The organism is Stenotrophomonas sp. YJH_SMC_138 (assembly GCF_059369855.1).
The window spans coordinates 110549-129517 of sequence record NZ_JCAFTB010000010.1; the positions used below are offsets into that span (position 1 = coordinate 110549).

The 18969-nt window shown below is 64.8% G+C and carries 25 protein-coding genes; 4 read left to right on the forward strand and 21 right to left on the reverse strand.

From position 1 onward, the window contains the following. Window positions 1–20: 20 nt before the first annotated feature. The 21 genes from AC5P7I_RS18650 to AC5P7I_RS18750 all read right to left on the reverse strand — a co-directional run bounded on the left by AC5P7I_RS18650 (window position 21) and on the right by AC5P7I_RS18750 (window position 12241). Window positions 21–227, reverse strand: a complete 207-nt coding sequence (locus AC5P7I_RS18650; RefSeq protein WP_005412408.1) for a hypothetical protein — start codon at window positions 225–227, stop codon at window positions 21–23. Beyond that, on the reverse strand, window positions 215–1048 hold the full coding sequence (locus tag AC5P7I_RS18655; RefSeq protein ID WP_004154583.1) for a hypothetical protein: 834 nt from the start codon (window positions 1046–1048) through the stop codon (window positions 215–217). The genes AC5P7I_RS18650 and AC5P7I_RS18655 overlap by 13 nt, the downstream gene beginning before the upstream one ends. After that, a complete protein-coding gene (locus AC5P7I_RS18660) occupies window positions 1045–1194 on the reverse strand; it encodes a hypothetical protein (protein ID WP_005412410.1) in 150 nt (49 codons plus the stop codon). Before AC5P7I_RS18660 ends, AC5P7I_RS18655 begins: the two co-directional genes overlap by 4 nt. Further along, complete coding sequence (locus tag AC5P7I_RS18665) at window positions 1191–1502, reverse strand: hypothetical protein (protein WP_043033722.1); 312 nt, start codon at window positions 1500–1502, stop codon at window positions 1191–1193. The genes AC5P7I_RS18660 and AC5P7I_RS18665 overlap by 4 nt, the downstream gene beginning before the upstream one ends. Continuing rightward, entirely contained in the window at window positions 1499–1747 is a 249-nt protein-coding gene (locus AC5P7I_RS18670) for a hypothetical protein (protein WP_005412412.1), read from the reverse strand. The genes AC5P7I_RS18665 and AC5P7I_RS18670 overlap by 4 nt, the downstream gene beginning before the upstream one ends. Beyond that, entirely contained in the window at window positions 1744–1869 is a 126-nt protein-coding gene (locus AC5P7I_RS18675; RefSeq protein WP_005412413.1) for a hypothetical protein, read from the reverse strand. The genes AC5P7I_RS18670 and AC5P7I_RS18675 overlap by 4 nt, the downstream gene beginning before the upstream one ends. A gap of 28 nt (window positions 1870–1897) precedes the next feature. After that, complete coding sequence (locus tag AC5P7I_RS18680) at window positions 1898–2263, reverse strand: hypothetical protein (RefSeq protein ID WP_005412414.1); 366 nt, start codon at window positions 2261–2263, stop codon at window positions 1898–1900. Then, window positions 2260–2598: a hypothetical protein gene (locus AC5P7I_RS18685; protein WP_050483582.1), complete on the reverse strand. Its 339-nt coding sequence runs from the start codon at window positions 2596–2598 to the stop codon at window positions 2260–2262. The genes AC5P7I_RS18680 and AC5P7I_RS18685 overlap by 4 nt, the downstream gene beginning before the upstream one ends. Next, window positions 2580–4454 carry a DNA polymerase gene (locus AC5P7I_RS18690; RefSeq protein ID WP_049417451.1) on the reverse strand — a complete coding sequence of 625 codons (1875 nt, stop codon included), beginning with the start codon at window positions 4452–4454 and terminating at the stop codon, window positions 2580–2582. The genes AC5P7I_RS18685 and AC5P7I_RS18690 overlap by 19 nt, the downstream gene beginning before the upstream one ends. A gap of 12 nt (window positions 4455–4466) precedes the next feature. Beyond that, window positions 4467–5117 carry a Gabija anti-defense Gad2 family protein gene (locus tag AC5P7I_RS18695; protein ID WP_005412416.1) on the reverse strand — a complete coding sequence of 217 codons (651 nt, stop codon included), beginning with the start codon at window positions 5115–5117 and terminating at the stop codon, window positions 4467–4469. Window positions 5118–5127: 10 nt separating this feature from the next. Further along, window positions 5128–5376, reverse strand: a complete 249-nt coding sequence (locus AC5P7I_RS18700; RefSeq protein ID WP_005412417.1) for a hypothetical protein — start codon at window positions 5374–5376, stop codon at window positions 5128–5130. 165 nt (window positions 5377–5541) lie between these two features. Continuing rightward, window positions 5542–7173 (reverse strand): toprim domain-containing protein, encoded by a 1632-nt coding sequence (locus AC5P7I_RS18705; RefSeq protein WP_262088314.1) that lies wholly within the window; start codon window positions 7171–7173, stop codon window positions 5542–5544. Next, complete coding sequence (locus AC5P7I_RS18710; RefSeq protein ID WP_004154591.1) at window positions 7160–7339, reverse strand: hypothetical protein; 180 nt, start codon at window positions 7337–7339, stop codon at window positions 7160–7162. The genes AC5P7I_RS18705 and AC5P7I_RS18710 overlap by 14 nt, the downstream gene beginning before the upstream one ends. Further along, on the reverse strand, window positions 7336–7722 hold the full coding sequence (locus AC5P7I_RS18715) for a helix-turn-helix domain-containing protein (RefSeq protein ID WP_004154592.1): 387 nt from the start codon (window positions 7720–7722) through the stop codon (window positions 7336–7338). Before AC5P7I_RS18715 ends, AC5P7I_RS18710 begins: the two co-directional genes overlap by 4 nt. Before the next feature lie 11 nt (window positions 7723–7733). Beyond that, complete coding sequence (locus AC5P7I_RS18720; protein WP_004154593.1) at window positions 7734–8096, reverse strand: N-acetylmuramoyl-L-alanine amidase; 363 nt, start codon at window positions 8094–8096, stop codon at window positions 7734–7736. Beyond that, complete coding sequence (locus AC5P7I_RS18725; RefSeq protein WP_157178715.1) at window positions 8097–8534, reverse strand: RusA family crossover junction endodeoxyribonuclease; 438 nt, start codon at window positions 8532–8534, stop codon at window positions 8097–8099. After that, entirely contained in the window at window positions 8518–9183 is a 666-nt protein-coding gene (locus AC5P7I_RS18730; protein ID WP_004154595.1) for a hypothetical protein, read from the reverse strand. The genes AC5P7I_RS18725 and AC5P7I_RS18730 overlap by 17 nt, the downstream gene beginning before the upstream one ends. Beyond that, window positions 9183–9341: a hypothetical protein gene (locus AC5P7I_RS18735; RefSeq protein WP_154267700.1), complete on the reverse strand. Its 159-nt coding sequence runs from the start codon at window positions 9339–9341 to the stop codon at window positions 9183–9185. Before AC5P7I_RS18735 ends, AC5P7I_RS18730 begins: the two co-directional genes overlap by 1 nt. Next, the gene (locus tag AC5P7I_RS18740) at window positions 9341–9625 is read right to left on the reverse strand and encodes a hypothetical protein (RefSeq protein WP_005412421.1); all 285 of its coding nucleotides are present in this window, start codon (window positions 9623–9625) and stop codon (window positions 9341–9343) included. Before AC5P7I_RS18740 ends, AC5P7I_RS18735 begins: the two co-directional genes overlap by 1 nt. Continuing rightward, on the reverse strand, window positions 9618–9761 hold the full coding sequence (locus AC5P7I_RS18745) for a hypothetical protein (RefSeq protein WP_005412422.1): 144 nt from the start codon (window positions 9759–9761) through the stop codon (window positions 9618–9620). The genes AC5P7I_RS18740 and AC5P7I_RS18745 overlap by 8 nt, the downstream gene beginning before the upstream one ends. 44 nt (window positions 9762–9805) lie before the next feature. Further along, window positions 9806–12241: a DNA-directed RNA polymerase gene (locus tag AC5P7I_RS18750; RefSeq protein ID WP_005412423.1), complete on the reverse strand. Its 2436-nt coding sequence runs from the start codon at window positions 12239–12241 to the stop codon at window positions 9806–9808. Window positions 12242–12803: 562 nt separating this feature from the next. On the opposite strand from AC5P7I_RS18750, the gene tig reads away from it, so the two are divergent. The 4 genes from tig to lon all read left to right on the forward strand — a co-directional run bounded on the left by tig (window position 12804) and on the right by lon (window position 18807). Continuing rightward, the gene (gene tig / locus AC5P7I_RS18755) at window positions 12804–14099 is read left to right on the forward strand and encodes a trigger factor (protein ID WP_014646097.1); all 1296 of its coding nucleotides are present in this window, start codon (window positions 12804–12806) and stop codon (window positions 14097–14099) included. A gap of 74 nt (window positions 14100–14173) precedes the next feature. Continuing rightward, window positions 14174–14800 (forward strand): ATP-dependent Clp endopeptidase proteolytic subunit ClpP, encoded by a 627-nt coding sequence (clpP, locus tag AC5P7I_RS18760; RefSeq protein ID WP_019659528.1) that lies wholly within the window; start codon window positions 14174–14176, stop codon window positions 14798–14800. Window positions 14801–14926: 126 nt separating this feature from the next. Beyond that, the gene (gene clpX, locus AC5P7I_RS18765) at window positions 14927–16216 is read left to right on the forward strand and encodes an ATP-dependent Clp protease ATP-binding subunit ClpX (protein WP_014646099.1); all 1290 of its coding nucleotides are present in this window, start codon (window positions 14927–14929) and stop codon (window positions 16214–16216) included. Between the two features lie 143 nt (window positions 16217–16359). Next, window positions 16360–18807 (forward strand): endopeptidase La, encoded by a 2448-nt coding sequence (lon, locus tag AC5P7I_RS18770; RefSeq protein ID WP_014646100.1) that lies wholly within the window; start codon window positions 16360–16362, stop codon window positions 18805–18807. Window positions 18808–18969 lie beyond the last annotated feature (162 nt).

Genomic DNA, 18969 nt, shown 5'->3' on the forward strand with positions numbered 1-18969 from the left:
ATCAGGTGGCTTGGTTGTCGTCAGGCGAAACACCGGGCGATCAGCCAAGCCGCGCCAGCAACGCCGACAGCGGCCGGCCACAGCTTGACGCTGCCAGCCGAGCGGTACAGGGTGCGTTCGAGGGTGTTGAGGCTGCGCCACCACAGCCAGGCAGCGCCGTAGGCGACGAAGGCGAACAGCACGGCCAGCACGGCGACGATGGTGATGAACAGGATCAGGGTTTCCACAGCTTCACTTCCTTGGTCTTGGGGTTGTAGTCGCCGTAGCGCAGGATTCGCGCGAGGCGTGCTTGGCGGATCGCATCGTGCTTCGACAGCGGCTCGGTGCCGCCGCGGGGGATGCGGGTGGTGTAGGTGGTGACGACGGTGTTCCACAGCGCGCCGAGGTGCTCCTCGACGGACGCATCGCGGTACGCCTCGTGGATGGGCATGAGCAGCTCGTCCGCGCCCTTGTGGCCGATGCCGGGGAAGCCGGGGTAGTTATCCACCTGGTCGCCCGTGAGCACCTGCTTCATCCAGAACAGGTCAGCGTCGTGAGCCGAGATCGGCCGGACGCCCACGTCGGGACGGTTGGGGTTGTAGAGACGGATGCCGGGGATCGTCTGCATGTCCTTGTCGATGGACACGACGATGCGGCTGCCTGGCGCGCGCTTCGGATTCGGGTGCGAGGCCAGCAGCCCCAGCACGTCGTCACCTTCCAGGTTCTCGATCTCCACGATCTTGTCGCCGAACTCGTCGTAGACGAACTCGTCGAGCACGTACCACAGGGCAGGCTTGTCCTTGCTGGCACGGTTGAGCTTGTAGGTTGGGTCGATGTCCTTGCGGAAGTTGTGCTTCTTGCAGGACAGGGCCAGCAGGTAATCACGCGCGCCGAACTTCTCGACGATCTCGTCGATGTAGTCCTCCAGCTTCGCCTTCGCGCGCTCGGGCTGGATCGCTTCGACCTTGTTGCCGTCGCCGTTCCAGTCGATGTTCGCGGTGTTCGAGAACGCGAGCTGGTAGCGCAGCACATCGGCGTCGATCAGTAGCAGGGGGCCGCGCTTGTTCATGCGTCCACCCACTGCCATCCCAGGAACGCCAGCGCGAACCAGCGGTGCAGCCAGTTCGGACGCTCCCGGACCTGCACGAAGAAGTTGCCGCCAATGACCCAGGAACCGGCCGCCTGCGGTGGCCGATAGGTGACGTAGGAAGTCATGGCCGCTTCTCCGGGTGGCGCTCATACCACGCCTGTAGCTCGGCGGCGTAGCGCTTCATTCCGGCCTGGTACTCCGGGCCGTCGCCGAGCGGGTACTCGTGCTCGTCGCACACGAAGTCGGTGGTCGGGATGGTGTACGGAATCTGCGTGCAGGAGTTCCCCGTACACATCGACTGCCACATGATGATGTAGGAGTTCTCGCTGTGCCCTTTCAGGCACGAGCCATAGTCCGCACTCGGCGGCCAGGGCTTCATATCGCACGCAGCGAGGCCAGCACACAGCGCCAGGATCAGGAGAGCGCGCTTCATACCATGCTCTCGTGTACGGCGACCCAGCACTTCTCGCTAACGCGGCGGATGAAGTAGGTCGCGGTGCTCCACTCCACGGGGCGCAGCATGCGCTCGGTGCAGCACGGGCACTTGGCGTTGTAGGCATGAACCTCGGGCTGGTGTTCGAGCACAGCCACGCGGTAGGTGGTACACGGATCGATCACGCGGACATCGCCGTCAGCGGGGCCGCCAATGAAATGCACGCGAAGCCGGTTCTCGTTCATCGGTTCGATTCCTTGAGGACTTCCAGGGCGCTCGCCTTGTCGGCGTTGCAACGCTGGAGGCCGTCCTCGGCGTTGCCGCCGAAGCGGTAGAGGTCGTAGGTGGTGGTGGTCGGGTCAGCCATCACGGCGTCGAGTGAGGAGTGCGTGCCCTCAATGACGGTCGGCTGGAGGAACTGCTCCGGCACGACTTTCGAGGTGTGCGCGGCGCAGCTCGTCAGGAATGCGGCGAGACAGGTAATCGCCAGTTTCCGGGTCAGCATTTGCTGCAATCTCCACAGAGCGGTTGGTGGTGGCGCGGGCGTTCCGCAGCGCTGCATCGAAGGCAGAGCGGCGCACGGCTTCGCGGTTGAGGGTCTCGACGGTCTGCTTGAGGTCGGCCAGTTCCTTTGCCGACTCCTCCAGCTCCGTCACGCGCTGGGCCATTGCGGTGTACTTCCAGGCTGCGAAGCCGCCTGCCGCGAGCGCGGCAACGACCAGCAGCGCCGCGAGGGCGCGCAGGATGTTGGTTGGGTTCATCGGTTCTCTTGGACGTAACAGGCGACTCGCAGAAGCTCCGAGGGAGTCGCGTCGGACTTGATCTGATTCGCGCGTGCGGAGATCACGCGCACGTTGCCCCGGACGTAGCCGAGGTCAGGTTCGATGCGGTCGAGCGTGGGTGAGTTGGGGCCTTGGGCCTTGCGCCCGACAGCGCGGTACAGCGGGATGCCCAGTGCCGGGCAGAAGTCGGGGACCACGATGTCGTCCGACGTGAGGTCGAACGGCAGTCCCTTCCTAGCTGCCCGGCGTTTCGCTTGGCGCACCAGGGCGAGTGCAATGTCCCGCTTGCCGCGGGTCAGTGCGTCTCGGCCCAATTCCTTCCGATCTTGAACTCGCCATCGAGCGGACAGCGGAAGCCGAAGTAATCGCCAGCCTTGCGGATGGCAGCCTGGGCGGTCTTGCCCACGAACTCGGCCTTGTCCTCGTCCACTTCGATTTGCCACTCGTCATGGACGTTGGCGAGGAACTCGTAGTGGACGCCCGGCACCAACCCTGCGGCTTGCAGGTCGGCGTCGAGGATCACCAGGGCTTTCTTCATCACCAGCGCACCGGCCGACTGGAGCAGGGTATTGAGCGCGGCGTGGTCGCTGCGGATGTGCAGCTTCCGGCCGTCGAGACCGATCAGGTATCCCTTCTCGGCCGCGCGCTTCTTGACCCCGCGTACCAGCTTCTCCAGCGCAGGCAGCCCGGCCAGGAACTTCGAGCGGAGCTTCGCCCCGGCCTGGCGACCCTTGCCAACGATGGAGCCGAGCTTCGCGTCGCCTGCCCCATAGAGGAAGGCGTAGATGAAGGTCTTGGCGTTGTCGCGGGTTGGCAGTCCTGCCGCCGATTGGTTGACGGAGTGGATGTCGCCTTCGAGGATGACCTTGGCGTACTCGCCGCCGTCGTGCTTTGCCATGAAGTGCGCCAGGCAGCGCAGCTCCAATCCCGAGGCGTCCGCGCCGACCTGGAGCTTCCCTGTTGGGACGCAGAACAACGAGCGGCACTCGAATCCGTAGCCGCCTTCCTGGCCCTTGAGGATTCCCTTCTCCTTCGAGTGCTGGACCTTCGGCACCTGAGCGATGTTCGGCTTCGAGTGCGTCATGCGGCCGGTCACCGCTGCGTTCTGATTCACGCTGCCGTGGATGCGGCCGTCCTTCTTGATGGCCTTGAGCCACGCCTCGTCGCCTTCGGCGAGCTGGCCGAGGCGCTTGTTGACGATGAAGTGCTCCAGCAGGAGCGGGATGATCGGGAACTTGAGCGCGCCCAGGACTTCTTCGTCGATCTTCGGCTGGCCCTTCTCGGTGAACTCCTGGGGCTGCCAGCCGTACATTGCAGTCAAGCGGTCAGCAATGTGCTGGCGGCTTGCCGGGTTGAACACCACGTCCTTGTAGGTCGTGACCTCCACGCCCTTGACGTAACCGCGGCGCTTGTCGTCGCGCTTCGGTACGAACTTGCGCTTCACCACCTTCCACGGCGGAATGACCTTGCGCAGCTCGGCCTCCAGCGCAGTGCGCCGGGACACGAGGATGCACTCCAGCTCACGCGCCTTCTCCTGATCGAACAGGTAGCCGTAGCGCTGCTGACGCGAGAGGATCGGCGCGACGGCCTGCTCCAGCTCGATGGCCTCGGTAGGGAGGCCCTTGCTCATCAGCAACGCGAACAGCGCTTGCGTGACCGCAACGTCCTGGTCGCAGTAGTCGTCCATTTCCTGAGACCACTGTGCCCAGGGATCGAGGCCGCGTGCGGCCATCTGCGCCGCGTAGTCGCCTTTCCAGCGACCGAGGCGGTAGCCCCACGCTTCGAGGGCGTGGCGGCCGATCAGCTTGCCCGGCAACACCGGGTTCGCTCCCTGCTTCTTGCGGGCCTTGAAGTCGCGGTCCTTGAGGTCCGGGTAGACCAGCGTGGACATCAGCAACGTGTCGAAGTACGCCTGGACCTTGAAGTCCGGGAACACCTTGGCGATAGCCGGAATGTCGAATCCGGCGATGTTGTGGCCGACAACGCGCTTGGCCTTCTTGAGCCTCTCGACGGCCTGACGGACTGTCATTTCGCCCGTGCCGTGATCGTTGGCGGACAGGATGGGACCGCGCGGTGCGCCGGTCTCATCTACCTCTTGGAGGGAAATGCAGTGGATCGTGTCAAGTTCGTCGAGGAGGCCATTGGTCTCGCAGTCGAATACGAGGATCAACGGCGGTCCTCCTTACGGGTAGCCGTGGTTGGTTACGGGGATTGCGCGGACGCGGCGGCGGGCGCGGAGGATGTACTCCGGCTCGGGGGCCTTCGGCGGCGTGTGGACGCCCTGCGGCGCGTGGCCGGGGAAGTCGTCGTCCTCGAACAGTTCGTCCTGCTCGGGCTGGTCGGGATGCAGCGTGTAGCCGTAATCCTCGACGTAGTGCGTGATGCGGCGGATGGTGCGCTCGGTGCCGTTGTTGTTCAGCACGAACAGCAGCTTCTCCGATGCGTCGGCAACCGCGCCTTCGAGGGATACGACCACCACCTCGTCGGTGCTGGGTTCGTAGATGGCGACGTGGGCGCAGCACCGCAGATCGAACCGGGCGCAGTGCTCGTGCGGCGTACCGAACTCGAAGCCGATCAGGCTCACGAGGTGACCCTCGGGCGAGCGGAAGTTGCGGATGCCGTTCGGAGCGGCCTCGCTGGTCCAGTCGTTACGGCCGCTCAGGTACGCGGCCACGTAGGTGTAGCTCGCCAGTGACACGAAGAAGCAGTCGATGTCCTTGATTTCGGTCCCGTCGTAGAACGCGCGCAGGCTTCCGCCACCCAGGATCACCAGGTGGCGGACTTCGGCCGGCAACACGTCGAACAGGGACCGAGCGTGTTGCTCGGCAGTCATGGTTGGTCCCTTAGCGGATCAGGTTGGTGAAGCGCTCGGCGACGCGCAGGGCGCGCTCGGCTTCTTCCTCGTGCTCGTCGGCCTGCGAGTGCAGGACATCGGCCTTGTCGCGCAGCGTCGATGCGGTGGCGATGCGGTCGGCGCTGATCTTGAACAGCTTGTCCACCTGGCCCTCCAGCACCTTCACCACGTCGGTCACGGTGTCCTTGCGGAACGGAGCGGTCAGCAGGTCGATTGCGATGGCGACGATCTCTTTCATTGGGGTAGTTCCTCGGCTTTGATGTGGATGACCACGCGCCGCCCAGGCTTGCCGTACATGACACGGCAGGCTTGGTCGGAGCGCGGGAGTTGGTAGGGGAGAACGAGGCTCTCAGCGAAGGAGAGCGGCGCATCAGCTGGGATGAAGCCGACGACCGAGCGGCCGTCAGTAGTCGGAGGTGGATACATCGGATGACTCGTCGGCGAAGTCGCCGTATTCGCCCGGAGCATCTGCATTGAGCAGGCGGCCGGATGCGTGGTCGTAGCTGTAGTAGAGAACCTGGCCGTTCGACTGGCCGGTGAAGCGATCCTTTAGGACGCGGAAGGTCGTGCAGTTGCGCTCGGCCTCGTTCTCGGCCTGCGTGTTGCGCTCCAGGCCGAACGCGAAGTGCGTCCAGAAGCCAATCGCGCGGCTGCCCTTGAAGTGGCGGAGCATCACGCGCCCGCCTTCCTCGTGTGGCTTGCCTTCCGGCGTGGCGAGGTGCGAGACCAGGTAGATGCAGATGAGGTGGCGCTGCGCGAACTGCGCGATCTTCGCCATCGTGTCCTCCAGCATCTTCCGCTCGTCCTCGGCACCGGCCGCAAACGACGTGAGGTTGTCGAGGACGATGTGCTTGACGCCCTCGGCGACGACCATGTGGGCCATCTTGGCTTCGATCACGTCCCACTCGGACGAGCCGAAGTGGTCGTAGATGAACACCTGGCCCTTGTCGAGAATCTCGAACGCGGCTTCCAGCTCCTCCTGCGTCCAGCTCCCATCGGGGACGTGGAAGCGGCAGCCAGCAACCTTGCCTGCCATGCGCTTCGCCGTCTCGACCGGCTGCTGCTCCAGGAAGAACAGGCCAACGCGGTCGCCGGTTTCCTGCGCGATGAAGGCTGCTTCCTCCATCAGCCAGTCGGTCTTGCCGATGCCGGTGCCCGCGCCGAAGGTGTAGACCTCGCCGTACCGCTTGCCGTAGGTCAGCGCGGTGAGGCGCGGGTCGTGCCAAGGCATGCCCATCGAGACCGGCTTGAGTGCCTTCTCCTTGAGGGAGCCGAACGTCACCACTCCATCGGGGCGCTTGGTCTGCGCTTCGTAGATGGCGCGGGTGATCGCCTCGGCATCGCCACGCTGGAGCAGCTCGTTCGGGTCTTTCGCCGGGAGCTGTGCGATCTTGGCCTTGCCGGGAGTCAGCAGCAGCGCCACTTCCTGCGCGGCGGCTTGGCCCGGTTCGTCCATGTCGAACATGAGCACAACCTCGTCGAAGCCGTTGACCCACTCCAGCTCGCGCTTGATGGACTTGGCCGCGCCTTGCGCTCCGTTCGGAACGGACACCACCGGCCAGCGGAGGCCGAGTGCCTGCGCCACGGAGAGCGCGTCGATCTCGCCTTCGGTGATGACGAGGCGTCGCCCCGGTTCGTAGAGGTGCTGGCCGAACAGCCCGCACGCCTTCGAGTCGCCGATGAATGAGAACTTCTTGTCGGGGTAGCGGAGCTTCTGCGCGACGATGCCGCCATCGCGCTTGTAGTTGGCGATCTGCACGGTCTTGCCGTGCTTGTCCTTGCCGATCCAGTAGCCGTACTTACGGCATGCTTCCTCAGTGATACCGCGCTTCGCCAGGGCTTGCGGTTCACCCTTCGCAAAGTCGCTCATGGTTTTCCTGCTGGTGGGTTGAGAGACCTCCTCGCCTTCGGCTGGCTCGTAGTGACCGCAGCCGAAGCAGTAGCCGTGCCCGTCGCTGTAGCGCGCAAGGTTGTCCTTGCTGCCGCAGTTCGGGCACGGCTCTTTGTGGAGGTATTCGGAGTCAGCGCTTTGCACGCTCCACGGACCACATGCGCTTGCGGTAGGAAATGCCGAGGCGACGATTCAGCGCACCCTTGACGGTGCGGCCCAGGCCGCGGAACGGCTTGTCGGCGCGCGCCCATGCGCGCTCGAAAGCCAGGCGCATCGCGGACGGAATGACGGTGGTAGCGGTGTTGGTCATGCGTTCTTCTCCAGCAGGAACTTGGTGAATGCGGCGACTTCTTCGGTCGCATCGTTGGCGTCGAGGCCCAGCTCGTCGGTGCAGTAGTTGCGATACAGCTGGAGCAGCGCATCGACGCGGTACTGCTTCGGAGCGCGGCGCGCTTCCAGGAGCGGAGCCTTGCTGCGGCGCTGACGGCGCGACAGGCGATAGCGCGTGTACCGCTGCCCCGAGGCGTCCTCGCAGGTCTGCGTTTCGATCTCGAAGCCAGCAGCGCGCAGCTCATCGACGCGCGAGGCGAGGCGGCGGATGCGGTAGACGCCTTCGGCCTGCCACGAGGTCAGGTGCGAGTGGCGACGCAGGTGATCCAGGACGACCTGGGTTTGCGGGGGCAGCGGTTTCACGTTGGGTTCTCCTATCGAGGGAAGTCAGGTGCCCACACGACGGGCTTGCCGTAGGCGGCGAGCAGGCGTCGCAGCGCGGCGTGTTGGGCTTCGGTGAAGTTGTCCTCGGGCTGCATGGCGTCGTTGACGCCGCCCAGGAGGCAGACTTGGTATGCGGATTGGTTGTGCTTACCGGCGAGAGCGCCGGGCTGATTCAGCGGGCGACCGTCGTAGATCGAGCCGTCACGTTCGATGACGAAGTGGACGGCGATCTTCGAGTAGCCCTGCGAGCGGTGCAGGCGTGCGAGTTCTTCGCCGGTCGTGACCTGCTCGGGGCGGGTCATGCTGGCGAGGACGAACAGCGCCTCTACCGATTCCAGAGGTTTGAGGCGCACTTAGAGTTTGTAGAGGTGGACTTCGGTGCGTGGTTCTTCGTCCGGCTGCGCCCAGCGCTTACCGGAGAGCAGCCACATGACTTGCTTGTCGTCGGCCCAATAGCCGGTGGCTTTGGTCACAACGTCCATCGGCCCCTTGGCGAGGTTGTCCACGTCGCCCTTGGGAAACGCGGCCTTCGAGGTCTTGGCGCGTTTGCATACCGCGATGATGACCACTAAAACCGGATCGGTCGGCGACAGGTCCAGATCACCGGCTGGCAGATGCTTCTCTGCGGCTTCCTTCCAGGTCTTGTAGGTCTTGCCGTAGTAGACGCCCCAGCGCGAAACCTTCGGGCGCGAGGCGGGCACCGGGTCAAACGGGAACGTGAGGGAGGCCAAATGCTTGGCCCCCCTCGCGGTGTTCACGATGACCGACAGCGGATCAGTAGTCGCCGTCATCGCCCTCGTCGTCGGAGTCGCTGTCGTCGTCCGAGTCGTCATCGCTGTCGCTGAACGGCGCGCTGTCGGCGGCCTCGTAGCCGTCCTCCTCGCCGAAGCCGTAGTCCTTGGCGTTGCGCTGGCCGAACTCGACCAGCTCGATCACCTGGACGGCGACCATGTAGCAGGTCAGGTAGAACTTCTTGGCCGATTCGACGAACGAGCCGCCGATCTCGTAGGAGACCTTGAGTTCGCTGCCGCCGCCGATCTGCGGCGGGTTGTCGATCTTCTTGCCGCGGGCGTCGAAGATGTCCGGGCGCATGGTGAACTTCTTGCCGGTGCGCTTGCTGACGCCGCTGGCCTTCATCTTGAACTTCACCAGCACGCGGCCGGTGTCATCGCCGTTCTCGTCGGTTTCTTCGGTGAACACCGGGGCCACTTCGGCACCCTTCTTCTTCTTCGGGTTCTCGCTCAGGAACTCCTGGAACAGCTCGTCGCGCCGGGTTTCCAGCTTCTTCGCCAGCGCCTTGAAGTCCTTGTCGTTCGGGTCGAACGCCAGGCTCACGGTGTATTCGCCTTCCGGCTTGAACTTGGTGTCCGGTTCGTTCAGGCGCGGCCACACGGCGGTGCCCTTGGGGGAGACGAATCGTTCGCGCTTCTTGGTTGCCATCAGTTGTCGGTCTCGTAGTTGGTCGGGAGATAGATGCCCGCGCGCCACAGGTCAGCGGCGGCGGTCAACGGGGTGTCGGCGGAAATGCCGAAGGCTTCGTCGATGTCGAAGCCGATGAGCGCCTCGTCGATGAAGGCGTCGGTGATCGGGTCACGCATCACGGGTAGTGCGGTTTCAGCTCGCGCTCCGCGTAGCGGCGCACGGCGTTGAGGGTGTTGACCTGCCGGTAGCGGCAGTCCTGCTCCATGCGCGAGACGACCCGCAGCACTTCCATCGGATCGAGGCCGAGCACTTCGCAGAAGTTCTTGAAGGCGCACGCCAAGCCGATCACCTGATCGGCCGGGTGGCCGAGGGACTGCACGCTGTCGATCACTACGAAAGCGCCGCGTGCGGCGCTCTCGGCAGAACGTGAGTGCAGTCCGTCGATGACGCGATCACGCACCTGCGTGCAGCTCCGTCATGCGGTGCTTGAACTCCTCGACCGTGCCGTGTTCGGCCGGGTTGTAGATGCCGAGGACCACACCGAAGTGGTCCTGGGCAACGTAGGTGTTCAGTGCGTGCTGGTAGTTGATGCTCATGTTGATGTTCTCGCTTGGGGTATCAATTGCCAAAGGGGGATGGACTAGGCAAAGAAATAGCGCGACTCCAGCACCAGGCTGAGGTCCAGGTCGCCATGCGGCGGGAGGGGTGGGAGTTTCTCTGCCGCTTCTGGCGGGAGCTGCTCGACGAGTTGCTGTCGGAAGTCGGCCAGTACGTCGCCGCTGTATTGATCGACGAACGCCTGCCGGAGTGCGGCGGCGAGGATTGCTGCCTGGCCCGCGTGCGTACCGTAGGAGTCGTGGATCATGGCGAACGACTCGATGCCGTTCTCTGCCGCGAGGCAGGTGGTCAGCATCATGTGGCTGGCGTCGCAGGAGTGGACGAAGTTCGGACTGATCCCGAGGGTCTGCCTGCGACGGTCGAGCTTAGTACCGCCGATGTTGACCACTAAATTCACCTCGCGGCCTCCGACGTGCGGCCGGATGCGGACGCCTTCCTCCTCGCGGTACTCCTGGAGGACCGGGAAGCCAGCGGGGGTCGTCCAGCTCACCGGCAGGTCGGCCGACGAGGCGACCTTGGAGGCGTCACGCAGCCAGTCCATCGCCGCGCGGGCTGCGATCACGACCTCGCCGATGCACTCCCACAGCAGGGTCGCCAGGTACTCGGCGGTCTCCCAATCGTCCTCCATGCCCAGCTTCTTGAACTTGGAGAGCACCTGGGCGCGCATGCCCGACTTCGTGACGCCGTAGGGCAGCGTCATCACCGGCTGCTTCACGATGTCGCGGGTGAGCTGGCCGTCCAGCTTGATCGCCAGCGGGTCGCCGCTCTCGGCACGGGCGCGCAGCTTCTCCTGGGCCACGTCTTTCACGCGCGAATAGATGTCGGCGGGCTTCGGCTGCGGGATCAGGTTGGTGGCTGCACCGCCCACGGAGTCGCGGAGCATGGCCGAGAAGTTCTGGAGGCCGTTACAGGAGCCGTCGAGCGCGATGGGCAGATGGGAGACGTGATCGCGGCCGTTGAGGCTGTAGCCGAGCCACTCGAAGCACGCTGCCAGCGCGCAGAACGGGCTGTCGGCGTCCATCCAGAAGCGTTGGCCGTCCAGCGGATCGAGGGCGCTGTCGAGAATCTGCTCCTCGTGCTCGCGCACCCAGGCCACGCGCTCCTCGAACGACACCTTGTCCACGCCGAAGCAGTTGGCGACGTGGATGGCGAGCCAGTAGGCACCGTCCTCGCCGAGCGGCACGCCTTGGGCGAACGTCAGCAGGCCCTTGGCCGCATCATCACCCTGCGGGGTCAGCGTCGGGGGCAGGGGGTAGCACCGGCCGCGGAAGTCGAGGTTGTGAGGGAAGTAGATCGCGGGGTACTCGGCGAACTTCTCCGCCAAGGCGATCTTCTGCGCGGCGGCGAGGCGGGTGGACACGCTGCGCGCGTTGGCCTCGTAGACCTTGGCGCGGTCGCGCTTCCATTCCTTGAACTCGTCGGCGTGGTGCTCCTTGAAGTAGTCCGGGTCGGTCTCCAGCAGGGCAGGGCGGCTCGGCAGGTCCATCAGTTCACGCTCCGGCAGCCCGGCGACACCGCCGCCTGCGTTCCACAGCTCGCGCATGACCTCTAGGACGGGCACGTTCACCTTCCAGGCGGTTGCCTGGATGGCGTTGAGGGCCTGGTAGACGTTGGGCATATCGACCAGCGCCAGCTCGCGCTTGTAGGCGCGGTTGCGGGTACGCACGAGGTCAGCCCGGCCGCCGATGTCGGTCAGGTAGCCGCCGTCGCGGGGCGTGGTCCACGGACGGGGCGGGACGACCATCGGCATCAGCACCGGCTGGTACAGGGCGGCGCTGTCGTGGGCCTTGGTCAGCCAGTCGAGCACCTTCTGATTCCCGGCGATGAGCAGGTGGCGCTTGCCGCGCTCGGCGACGGTGACCAGCTCGACCAGCCCGGTCGCCTCGACGAACAGCTCGATGAGCTTCATGCCCACCAGCAGCGCGTCCTTGTCGGACAGGTAGAGGCGCTTGTCGTCCTCGGGGGCGAACTCGGCGTCGGCGATGACGTGCCGCATGACGGCGGTGGAGTGCCGGGCCGAGGTGGACTTCTTGAGCTGCTCCTGGACGACCCGGTACAGGCCGGGGTGCTTCTCGCGGAGCAGGGAGAAGTTGATCTCGTTGGCGACCTCGTGGCCCAGGGTGATCGCCACGGACACCGCCTTGCGGTGATCGGCGACCAGCGCGTTGACGCAGGTGAAGCTGGTCAGATAGGCGAGGGCGTGGGGGTTCAGGTGGCGGATGAATTTGAGGGCGGCGTGGCGCTTGCCCGGCTTGCCGGTGTCGGCTTCGGCCACGAACGCCATGATCGCGGCGGCGGTGGCGTCGATGCTCTCCATGACCAGCTTGCGGCCGGGGCCGGTCTCGGCCTCCTGGCGCTGCTCCCTGATCTTCTCGTAGCGGGCAATGCCCAGGCTGGTGCTTTCCTTCTCCAGTTCGAGCTGGGCGGCGTGCAGGTCGTTCTCTTGCCAAGTCGTCATCGTTTGCCCTCGGGGGATGCAAAAGTCAAAACGGGAGGACCGCACCGGGGGCTGCCCGGTACGGTCCTGAGTGGTTCGGTTGTTGGTCCTGGGTGGACCTATGTGGAACTGTAGTAGTCCTCGGTGGTGAACAGCAATGAGTAGTTCTGAATGGTTGTCCTAGGAGGAGGTCCGCCGAAGATGACCACTTTATTCGGCGTCACCTGGTGTCACCTGTCGCGGCACCCGGCGTCACCTATATGTCACCCGAAGCGTCACCTGATAGACTGGAACGCTGTAAGTAGTTGAGTGGTCAGCACTAATCGGCAGGGGCTTCGGGATTTAGGTTCCAGTGCCGCAAGGCGTGGGGGTTCGAGTCCCCCCTTTCGCACCAGTGCCGGCCTGTCCCCGCCCTGATCGGGCCATCGGCGCCCCCTTGACCGGCACGCGCTGGCAGTGCAGGCCGAATTGGGCGAAACTAAAGGGCTGCGGCAAGCAGGCGCGTCCCAGACGTCGTGTCCTAACAACCGTTTCATCCCAATCATCGAGCCGGGGGCCTGGGCCACCGGTGGCAGGAGTCAACATGCAAGCTTCGATCGAATCCACCGGCAACCTGGAACGCCGCCTGAGCTTCTCGCTGCCGGAAGAGCGTCTGCAGAGCCACATCGCCGGCCGCCTGGGCGAAATCGCCCGTACCACCCGCATCAAGGGGTTCCGTCCGGGCAAGGTGCCGGCCAAGGTGATCGAGCAGCGCTTCGGCGCGCAGGTCCGTGGCGAGGCGCTGGACGGCCTGCTGCGCGAGACCTTCGACGCGGCCGTGCGCGAGCACGACCTGCGCGTCGTCGGCAGCCCGCGCATCGACAAGGGCGACGAGGGTGAGTTCTCCTTCGTGGCCACCGTGGAAGTGGTGCCGGACTTCGGCGACATCGACGTCAGCAAGCTGACCGTCGTGCGCCACACCGCCGAGATCACCGACGCCGACATCGACCAGATGATCGAGAACCTGCAGAACCAGCGTCGTACCTGGGCCCCGGTCAGCCGTGGCGCGCAGGACGGTGACCTGGTCGCGGTGGAAACCTGGTCGCAGGCCGGCGAAGAGCGCCTGCCGGCCGAGGGCACCGAGAAGGGTTCGATCGTGCTCGGCCAGGGCATGATGTTCGACACCATCGAAAAGGGCCTGGTCGGCCTGGCCAAGGGCGAAGAGAAGACCCTGGACGTCGAGTTCCCGGCTGACTGGCGCGTGCCGGTGCTGGCCGGCAAGACCGTGCAGGTCACCGTCAAGGTTGCCGACGTGTCCGAGCCGGTCGTGCCGGCGGTCGACGAAGCCTTCATCAAGAGCTTCGGCGTGAAGGGTGGCGACGTCGAGCAGTTCCGCAGCGACATCCGCGCCAACCTGGAGCGTGAGCTGAAGGGCGCGCTGATGAACCGCCTGCGCCGCGAAGTGGGCGAGCAGCTGATCGCGGCCTACTCGTCGGTGGAAATGCCGCCGCGCCTGGTCGAGAACGAAGCCCGCGCCATGCTGGCCCAGCAGGTCGAGCAGCTGCGCCGCAACGGCCAGAACGTCGGCGAGATCCCGGCCGATGCCCACGAAGGCTTCAAGGACGCCGCCGCCAAGCGCGTGCTGGTCGGCCTGCTGGTCGGTGAAGTGGCCCGCATCAACGACCTGCGCCTGGAAGCCAAGCGCCTGAACGAAACGATGCGTCTGATCGCCTCGACCTACGAAGAGCCGGAGCAGGTCATTGAGATGTACCGTAACGACCCCCAGCTGATGTCTGGCCTGCAGAACCGTGTGATGGAAGAGCAGGTGATCGACTGGATCGCCGAGCGTGCCCAGCACACCGAAGAGAAGCTGTCGTTCCAGGACGCGATCCGCCAGTAAGCCGGCGGATCACCGGATGCCCCGCGCCTTTGCCGGCGCGGGGTTGTTGCCCCCCAAGATAGGTACCTCACGTAATGGACAACCGAACCAAAGCCCTGAACCTGGTTCCGATGGTGGTCGAGCAGACCAGCCGCGGCGAGCGTGCCTACGACATCTATTCGCGCCTGTTGAAGGAGCGCCTGATCTTCCTCGTGGGCCCGATCGACGATCACATGGCCAACGTGGTGGTGGCGCAGTTGCTGTTCCTGGAATCGGAGAACCCGGAAAAGGACATCAACATCTACATCAACTCGCCGGGTGGCGTGGTCACCGCCGGCATGGCGATCTACGACACCATGCAGTACATCAAGCCGAATGTGAGCACCACCTGCATCGGCCAGGCCGCCTCGATGGGCGCCCTGCTGCTGGCCGCGGGCGAAGCCGGCAAGCGCTATGCGCTGCCGAACTCGCGCGTGATGATCCACCAGCCGCTGGGCGGCTACCAGGGCCAGGCCACCGACATCGACATCCACGCGCGTGAGATCCTGACCCTGCGTTCGCGCCTGAACGAGATCCTGGCCAAGCACACCGGCCAGTCGCTGGAGACGATCGCCCGCGACACCGAGCGCGACAACTTCAAAAGCGCCTTCGAGGCGCAGGCCTACGGTCTGGTCGACCAGGTCCTGGAGCGTCGTCCGGATGAGTCGATCCAGGCCGGTTGACCGGCCTTCACGGGGCCAGGGAGGCCCCGTTCCTGCAGGGTCGGGCGGGACTGGTGTCCCCTCGGCCCTGTGCTATTCTCGAATCGAACCCCCGTTCAGCGGGTGGGGTAACTGGGTAAGCGAAGCATGAGCGAAGACCGCCAAGGTCGTTCCACGGACACCGGCAAGATCCTCTACTGCTCTTTCTGCGGCAAGAGCCAGCATGAAGTGCGCAAGCTGATTGCGGGTCCGAGCGTATTCATCTGCGATGAGTGCGTGGAGCTGTGCAACGACATCATCCGTGAGGAACTTGAGGAAAAGGCGCAGTCGGCGCGCAGTTCGCTGCCCAAGCCGCGCGAGATCCTCGAGGTCCTGGACCAGTACGTGATCGGCCAGAACCGCGCCAAGCGCACCCTGGCCGTGGCCGTGTACAACCACTACAAGCGCATCGAGAGCCGGCAGAAGAACGACGACGTCGAACTGGCGAAGTCGAACATCCTGCTGGTCGGCCCGACCGGTTCGGGCAAGACGCTGCTGGCCGAAACCCTGGCCCGCCTGCTCAACGTGCCGTTCACCATGGCCGACGCCACCACGCTGACCGAAGCCGGTTACGTGGGCGAGGACGTGGAGAACATCATCCAGAAGCTGCTGCAGAAGTGCGACTACGACGTCGAGAAGGCACAGCAGGGCATCGTCTACATCGATGAAATCGACAAGATCTCGCGCAAGAGCGAGAACCCGTCGATCACCCGCGATGTGTCCGGCGAAGGCGTGCAGCAGGCCCTGCTGAAGCTGATCGAAGGCACCGTGGCCAGCGTTCCGCCGCAGGGCGGGCGCAAGCATCCGCAGCAGGAATTCCTGCAGGTGGACACCAAGAACATCCTGTTCATCTGCGGCGGCGCGTTCGCCGGGCTGGACAAGGTGATCCAGGCCCGTTCCACCGACGTCGGCAGCATCGGCTTCGGCGCCAAGGTGAAGAGCAGCGAGCGCAAGCAGGAAGTGGGCAAGGTGCTGGCCGAAGTCGAGCCGGAAGACCTGATCAAGTTCGGCCTGATTCCGGAGTTCGTCGGCCGCCTGCCGGTGGTGGCGACCCTGGAGGAGCTGGACGAGCCGGCCCTGATCAAGATCCTGACCGAGCCGAAGAACGCCATCACCAAGCAGTTCAAGAAGCTGTTCGAGATGGAGAACGTCGAGCTGGAGTTCCGTCCGGACGCGTTGTCGGCCATCGCCAGGAAGGCGCTCAAGCGCAAGACCGGTGCCCGTGGCCTGCGCACCATCGTCGAATCGGTCCTGCTGGACACCATGTACGACCTGCCGTCGCAGGAAAACGTCAGCAAGGTGGTGGTGGACGAATCGGTGATCGAGCACAAGTCCGAGCCGTACCTGATCTACCAGACCCCGGCGGTCCCTGAACAGAAGGCCGCAGGCGCCGAGTGATCCTTCCAGGTTGTTGATTGGAAAGGATTTTCAAGGAATGCCTTGCATCTGAAAGCCGATGGCCCCATAACGGGGCCATCGGCTTTTTTTGTCTCCGGAAGATGCCCTCCCGGAGGCGGTTTTCCCCCTTCCCTGGAGCCCCCATGGCCCGTTCCCCAAGTGAAACCCTCGACCTGCCGGTCCTGCCGCTGCGCGACGTAGTGGTGTTCCCGCACATGGTCATTCCGCTGTTCGTCGGCCGTGACAAGTCCATGCACGCGCTCGAACAGGCAATGGAGGCGGACAAGCGCATCCTGCTGCTGGCGCAGAAGTCGGCCGAAACCGACGACCCGCATGCGGCCGACCTCTACCAGGTCGGTACGCTGGCGCAGGTGCTGCAGCTGCTGAAGCTGCCCGACGGCACCATCAAGGTGCTGGTCGAAGGCCTGTCGCGCGTGCAGGTCACCCACGTTGACGAGCGCAACGGCTCGCTGCACGGCCAGGCCGTGGAGATCGACGCCAGCGACGAGCGCGAAGCGCGCGAGGTCGAGGCGATCGCCCGCTCGCTGATGTCGCTGTTCGAGCAGTACGTGAAGACCAACCGCAAGCTGCCGCCGGAACTGCTGCAGACGCTGTCGGGCATCGATGAGCCGGCGCGCCTGGCCGACACCATCGCCGCGCACATCAGCGTGCGCCTGGCCGACAAGCAGCGCCTGCTGGAAACGCTGGCCGTCGGTGACCGCCTGGAGATGCTGGTCGGCCTGGTCGACGGCGAGATCGACGTGCAGCAGATGGAGAAGCGCATCCGCGGCCGCGTGAAGTCGCAGATGGAGAAGAGCCAGCGCGAGTACTACCTCAACGAACAGATGAAGGCCATCCAGAAGGAACTGGGTGACCTGGACGATGCGCCTGGCGAGCTGGAAGAGCTGGCGCGCAAGATCGCCGAGGCCGGCATGCCGAAGGCCGTTGAAGCCAAGGCGCGCAACGAGCTGAACAAGCTCAAGCAGATGTCGCCGATGTCGGCCGAAGCGGCGGTCGTGCGCAATTACCTGGAGTGGTTGCTGGGCGTGCCGTGGAAGAAGCGCAGCAAGGTTCGCAAGGACCTGAAGGTGGCGCAGGACACCCTCGATGCCGATCACTACGGGCTGGAGAAGGTCAAGGAACGCATCCTTGAATACCTGGCGGTGCAGTCGCGCGTGAAGCAGATGAAGGGCCCGATCCTGTGCCTGGTCGGGCCGCCGGGCGTGGGCAAGACCTCGCTGGGACAGTCCATCGCCAAGGCCACCAACCGCAAGTTCGTGCGCATGTCGCTGGGCGGCGTGCGTGACGAGGCCGAGATCCGTGGCCACCGTCGCACCTACGTCGGTTCGATGCCGGGCCGCATCGTGCAGAACCTCAACAAGGTCGGCAGCAAGAACCCGTTGTTCGTGCTCGACGAGATCGACAAGATGTCGATGGACTTCCGCGGCGATCCGTCCTCGGCGTTGCTGGAAGTGCTCGACCCTGAGCAGAACAACGCGTTCAACGACCACTACCTGGAAGTGGACCTGGACCTGTCTGAAGTGATGTTCGTGGCCACCTCGAACTCGCTCAACATTCCCGGCCCGCTGCTGGACCGCATGGAAGTGATCCGCATCCCCGGCTACACCGAGGATGAGAAGCTCAACATCGCCACCCGTTACCTGGTGCCCAAGCAGGTCAAGGCCAACGGCCTGCAGCCGGAAGAGCTGGAGATCGGCAGTGACGCCATCCAGGACATCGTGCGCTACTACACGCGCGAGTCGGGCGTGCGCAACCTGGAACGCGAGATCGCCAAGATCTGCCGCAAGGTGGTGAAGGAGATCGCGCTGGCCGGCCCGCAGCCGGTGAAGGCGAAGAAGGGCGCGAAGAAGAAGGCGCTGGTGAGCGTGTCCAGCAAGAACCTGGACAAGTACCTGGGCGTGCGTCGCTTCGACTTCGGCCGTGCCGAGGAAGAGAACGAGATCGGCCTGGTCACCGGCCTGGCCTGGACCGAGGTGGGTGGCGATCTGCTGCAGATCGAATCGACGCTGGTGCCGGGCAAGGGCCAGCTGATCCTGACCGGCCAGCTCGGCAACGTGATGAAGGAATCGGCTTCAGCGGCGCTGTCGGTGGTGCGTTCGCGCGCCGTCGGCTTCGGCATCGACAGCGACTTCCTGCAGAAGCACGACGTGCACCTGCATGTGCCCGATGGCGCTACGCCGAAGGACGGCCCGAGTGCCGGCGCGGCGATGGTCACCTCGCTGGTATCGATGCTGACCAAGGTGCCGGTGCGTGCCGACGTGGCGATGACCGGCGAGATCACCCTGCGTGGTCGCGTCACGGCCATCGGTGGACTGAAGGAGAAGCTGCTGGCCGCACTGCGTGGCGGAATCCGCACGGTCATCATTCCCGAGGAGAACCGCAAGGACCTGGCCGACATCCCGGCCAACGTCACCCGCGATCTGGAGATCGTGCCGGTGAAGTACATCGAAGAGGTCCTGGACCTGGCGCTGGAGCGTCCGTTGGCACCGAAGAAGGCGCGCAAGAGTGCGCAACGTGTCACGGTGCGCAGCAAGGCCAAACCGAGTGGAAACGCGCGCGTCAAGCATTGACGCGCGCTGTCCAATGGCCCGAAACCCGCGTCGTTGCTGGCTTTCCAGCTTGCGTGGGGGTAGGGCCACTGGTATAAAAGCAGCACTCGCGAATGAGTGATCGCAGTCTGGCGATCGCTGAATTCGGCGAACCGTTTCCACATGGCGGCCGCATGCAGAGCG

Coding starts and splice junctions, on each gene's coding strand:
- AC5P7I_RS18655 (WP_004154583.1), bottom strand. CDS start 1,048: ATGAACAAGCGCGGCCCCCTGCTACTGATCGACGCCGATGTGCTGCGC.
- AC5P7I_RS18660 (WP_005412410.1), bottom strand. CDS start 1,194: ATGACTTCCTACGTCACCTATCGGCCACCGCAGGCGGCCGGTTCCTGG.
- AC5P7I_RS18665 (WP_043033722.1), bottom strand. CDS start 1,502: ATGAAGCGCGCTCTCCTGATCCTGGCGCTGTGTGCTGGCCTCGCTGCG.
- AC5P7I_RS18670 (WP_005412412.1), bottom strand. CDS start 1,747: ATGAACGAGAACCGGCTTCGCGTGCATTTCATTGGCGGCCCCGCTGAC.
- AC5P7I_RS18675 (WP_005412413.1), bottom strand. CDS start 1,869: ATGGCTGACCCGACCACCACCACCTACGACCTCTACCGCTTCGGCGGC.
- AC5P7I_RS18680 (WP_005412414.1), bottom strand. CDS start 2,263: ATGAACCCAACCAACATCCTGCGCGCCCTCGCGGCGCTGCTGGTCGTT.
- AC5P7I_RS18695 (WP_005412416.1), bottom strand. CDS start 5,117: ATGACTGCCGAGCAACACGCTCGGTCCCTGTTCGACGTGTTGCCGGCC.
- AC5P7I_RS18700 (WP_005412417.1), bottom strand. CDS start 5,376: ATGAAAGAGATCGTCGCCATCGCAATCGACCTGCTGACCGCTCCGTTC.
- AC5P7I_RS18710 (WP_004154591.1), bottom strand. CDS start 7,339: ATGACCAACACCGCTACCACCGTCATTCCGTCCGCGATGCGCCTGGCT.
- AC5P7I_RS18725 (WP_157178715.1), bottom strand. CDS start 8,534: ATGACGGCGACTACTGATCCGCTGTCGGTCATCGTGAACACCGCGAGG.
- AC5P7I_RS18730 (WP_004154595.1), bottom strand. CDS start 9,183: ATGGCAACCAAGAAGCGCGAACGATTCGTCTCCCCCAAGGGCACCGCC.
- AC5P7I_RS18735 (WP_154267700.1), bottom strand. CDS start 9,341: ATGCGTGACCCGATCACCGACGCCTTCATCGACGAGGCGCTCATCGGC.
- AC5P7I_RS18745 (WP_005412422.1), bottom strand. CDS start 9,761: ATGAGCATCAACTACCAGCACGCACTGAACACCTACGTTGCCCAGGAC.
- AC5P7I_RS18750 (WP_005412423.1), bottom strand. CDS start 12,241: ATGACGACTTGGCAAGAGAACGACCTGCACGCCGCCCAGCTCGAACTG.
- tig (WP_014646097.1), top strand. CDS start 12,804: ATGCAAGCTTCGATCGAATCCACCGGCAACCTGGAACGCCGCCTGAGC.
- clpP (WP_019659528.1), top strand. CDS start 14,174: ATGGACAACCGAACCAAAGCCCTGAACCTGGTTCCGATGGTGGTCGAG.
- clpX (WP_014646099.1), top strand. CDS start 14,927: ATGAGCGAAGACCGCCAAGGTCGTTCCACGGACACCGGCAAGATCCTC.
- lon (WP_014646100.1), top strand. CDS start 16,360: ATGGCCCGTTCCCCAAGTGAAACCCTCGACCTGCCGGTCCTGCCGCTG.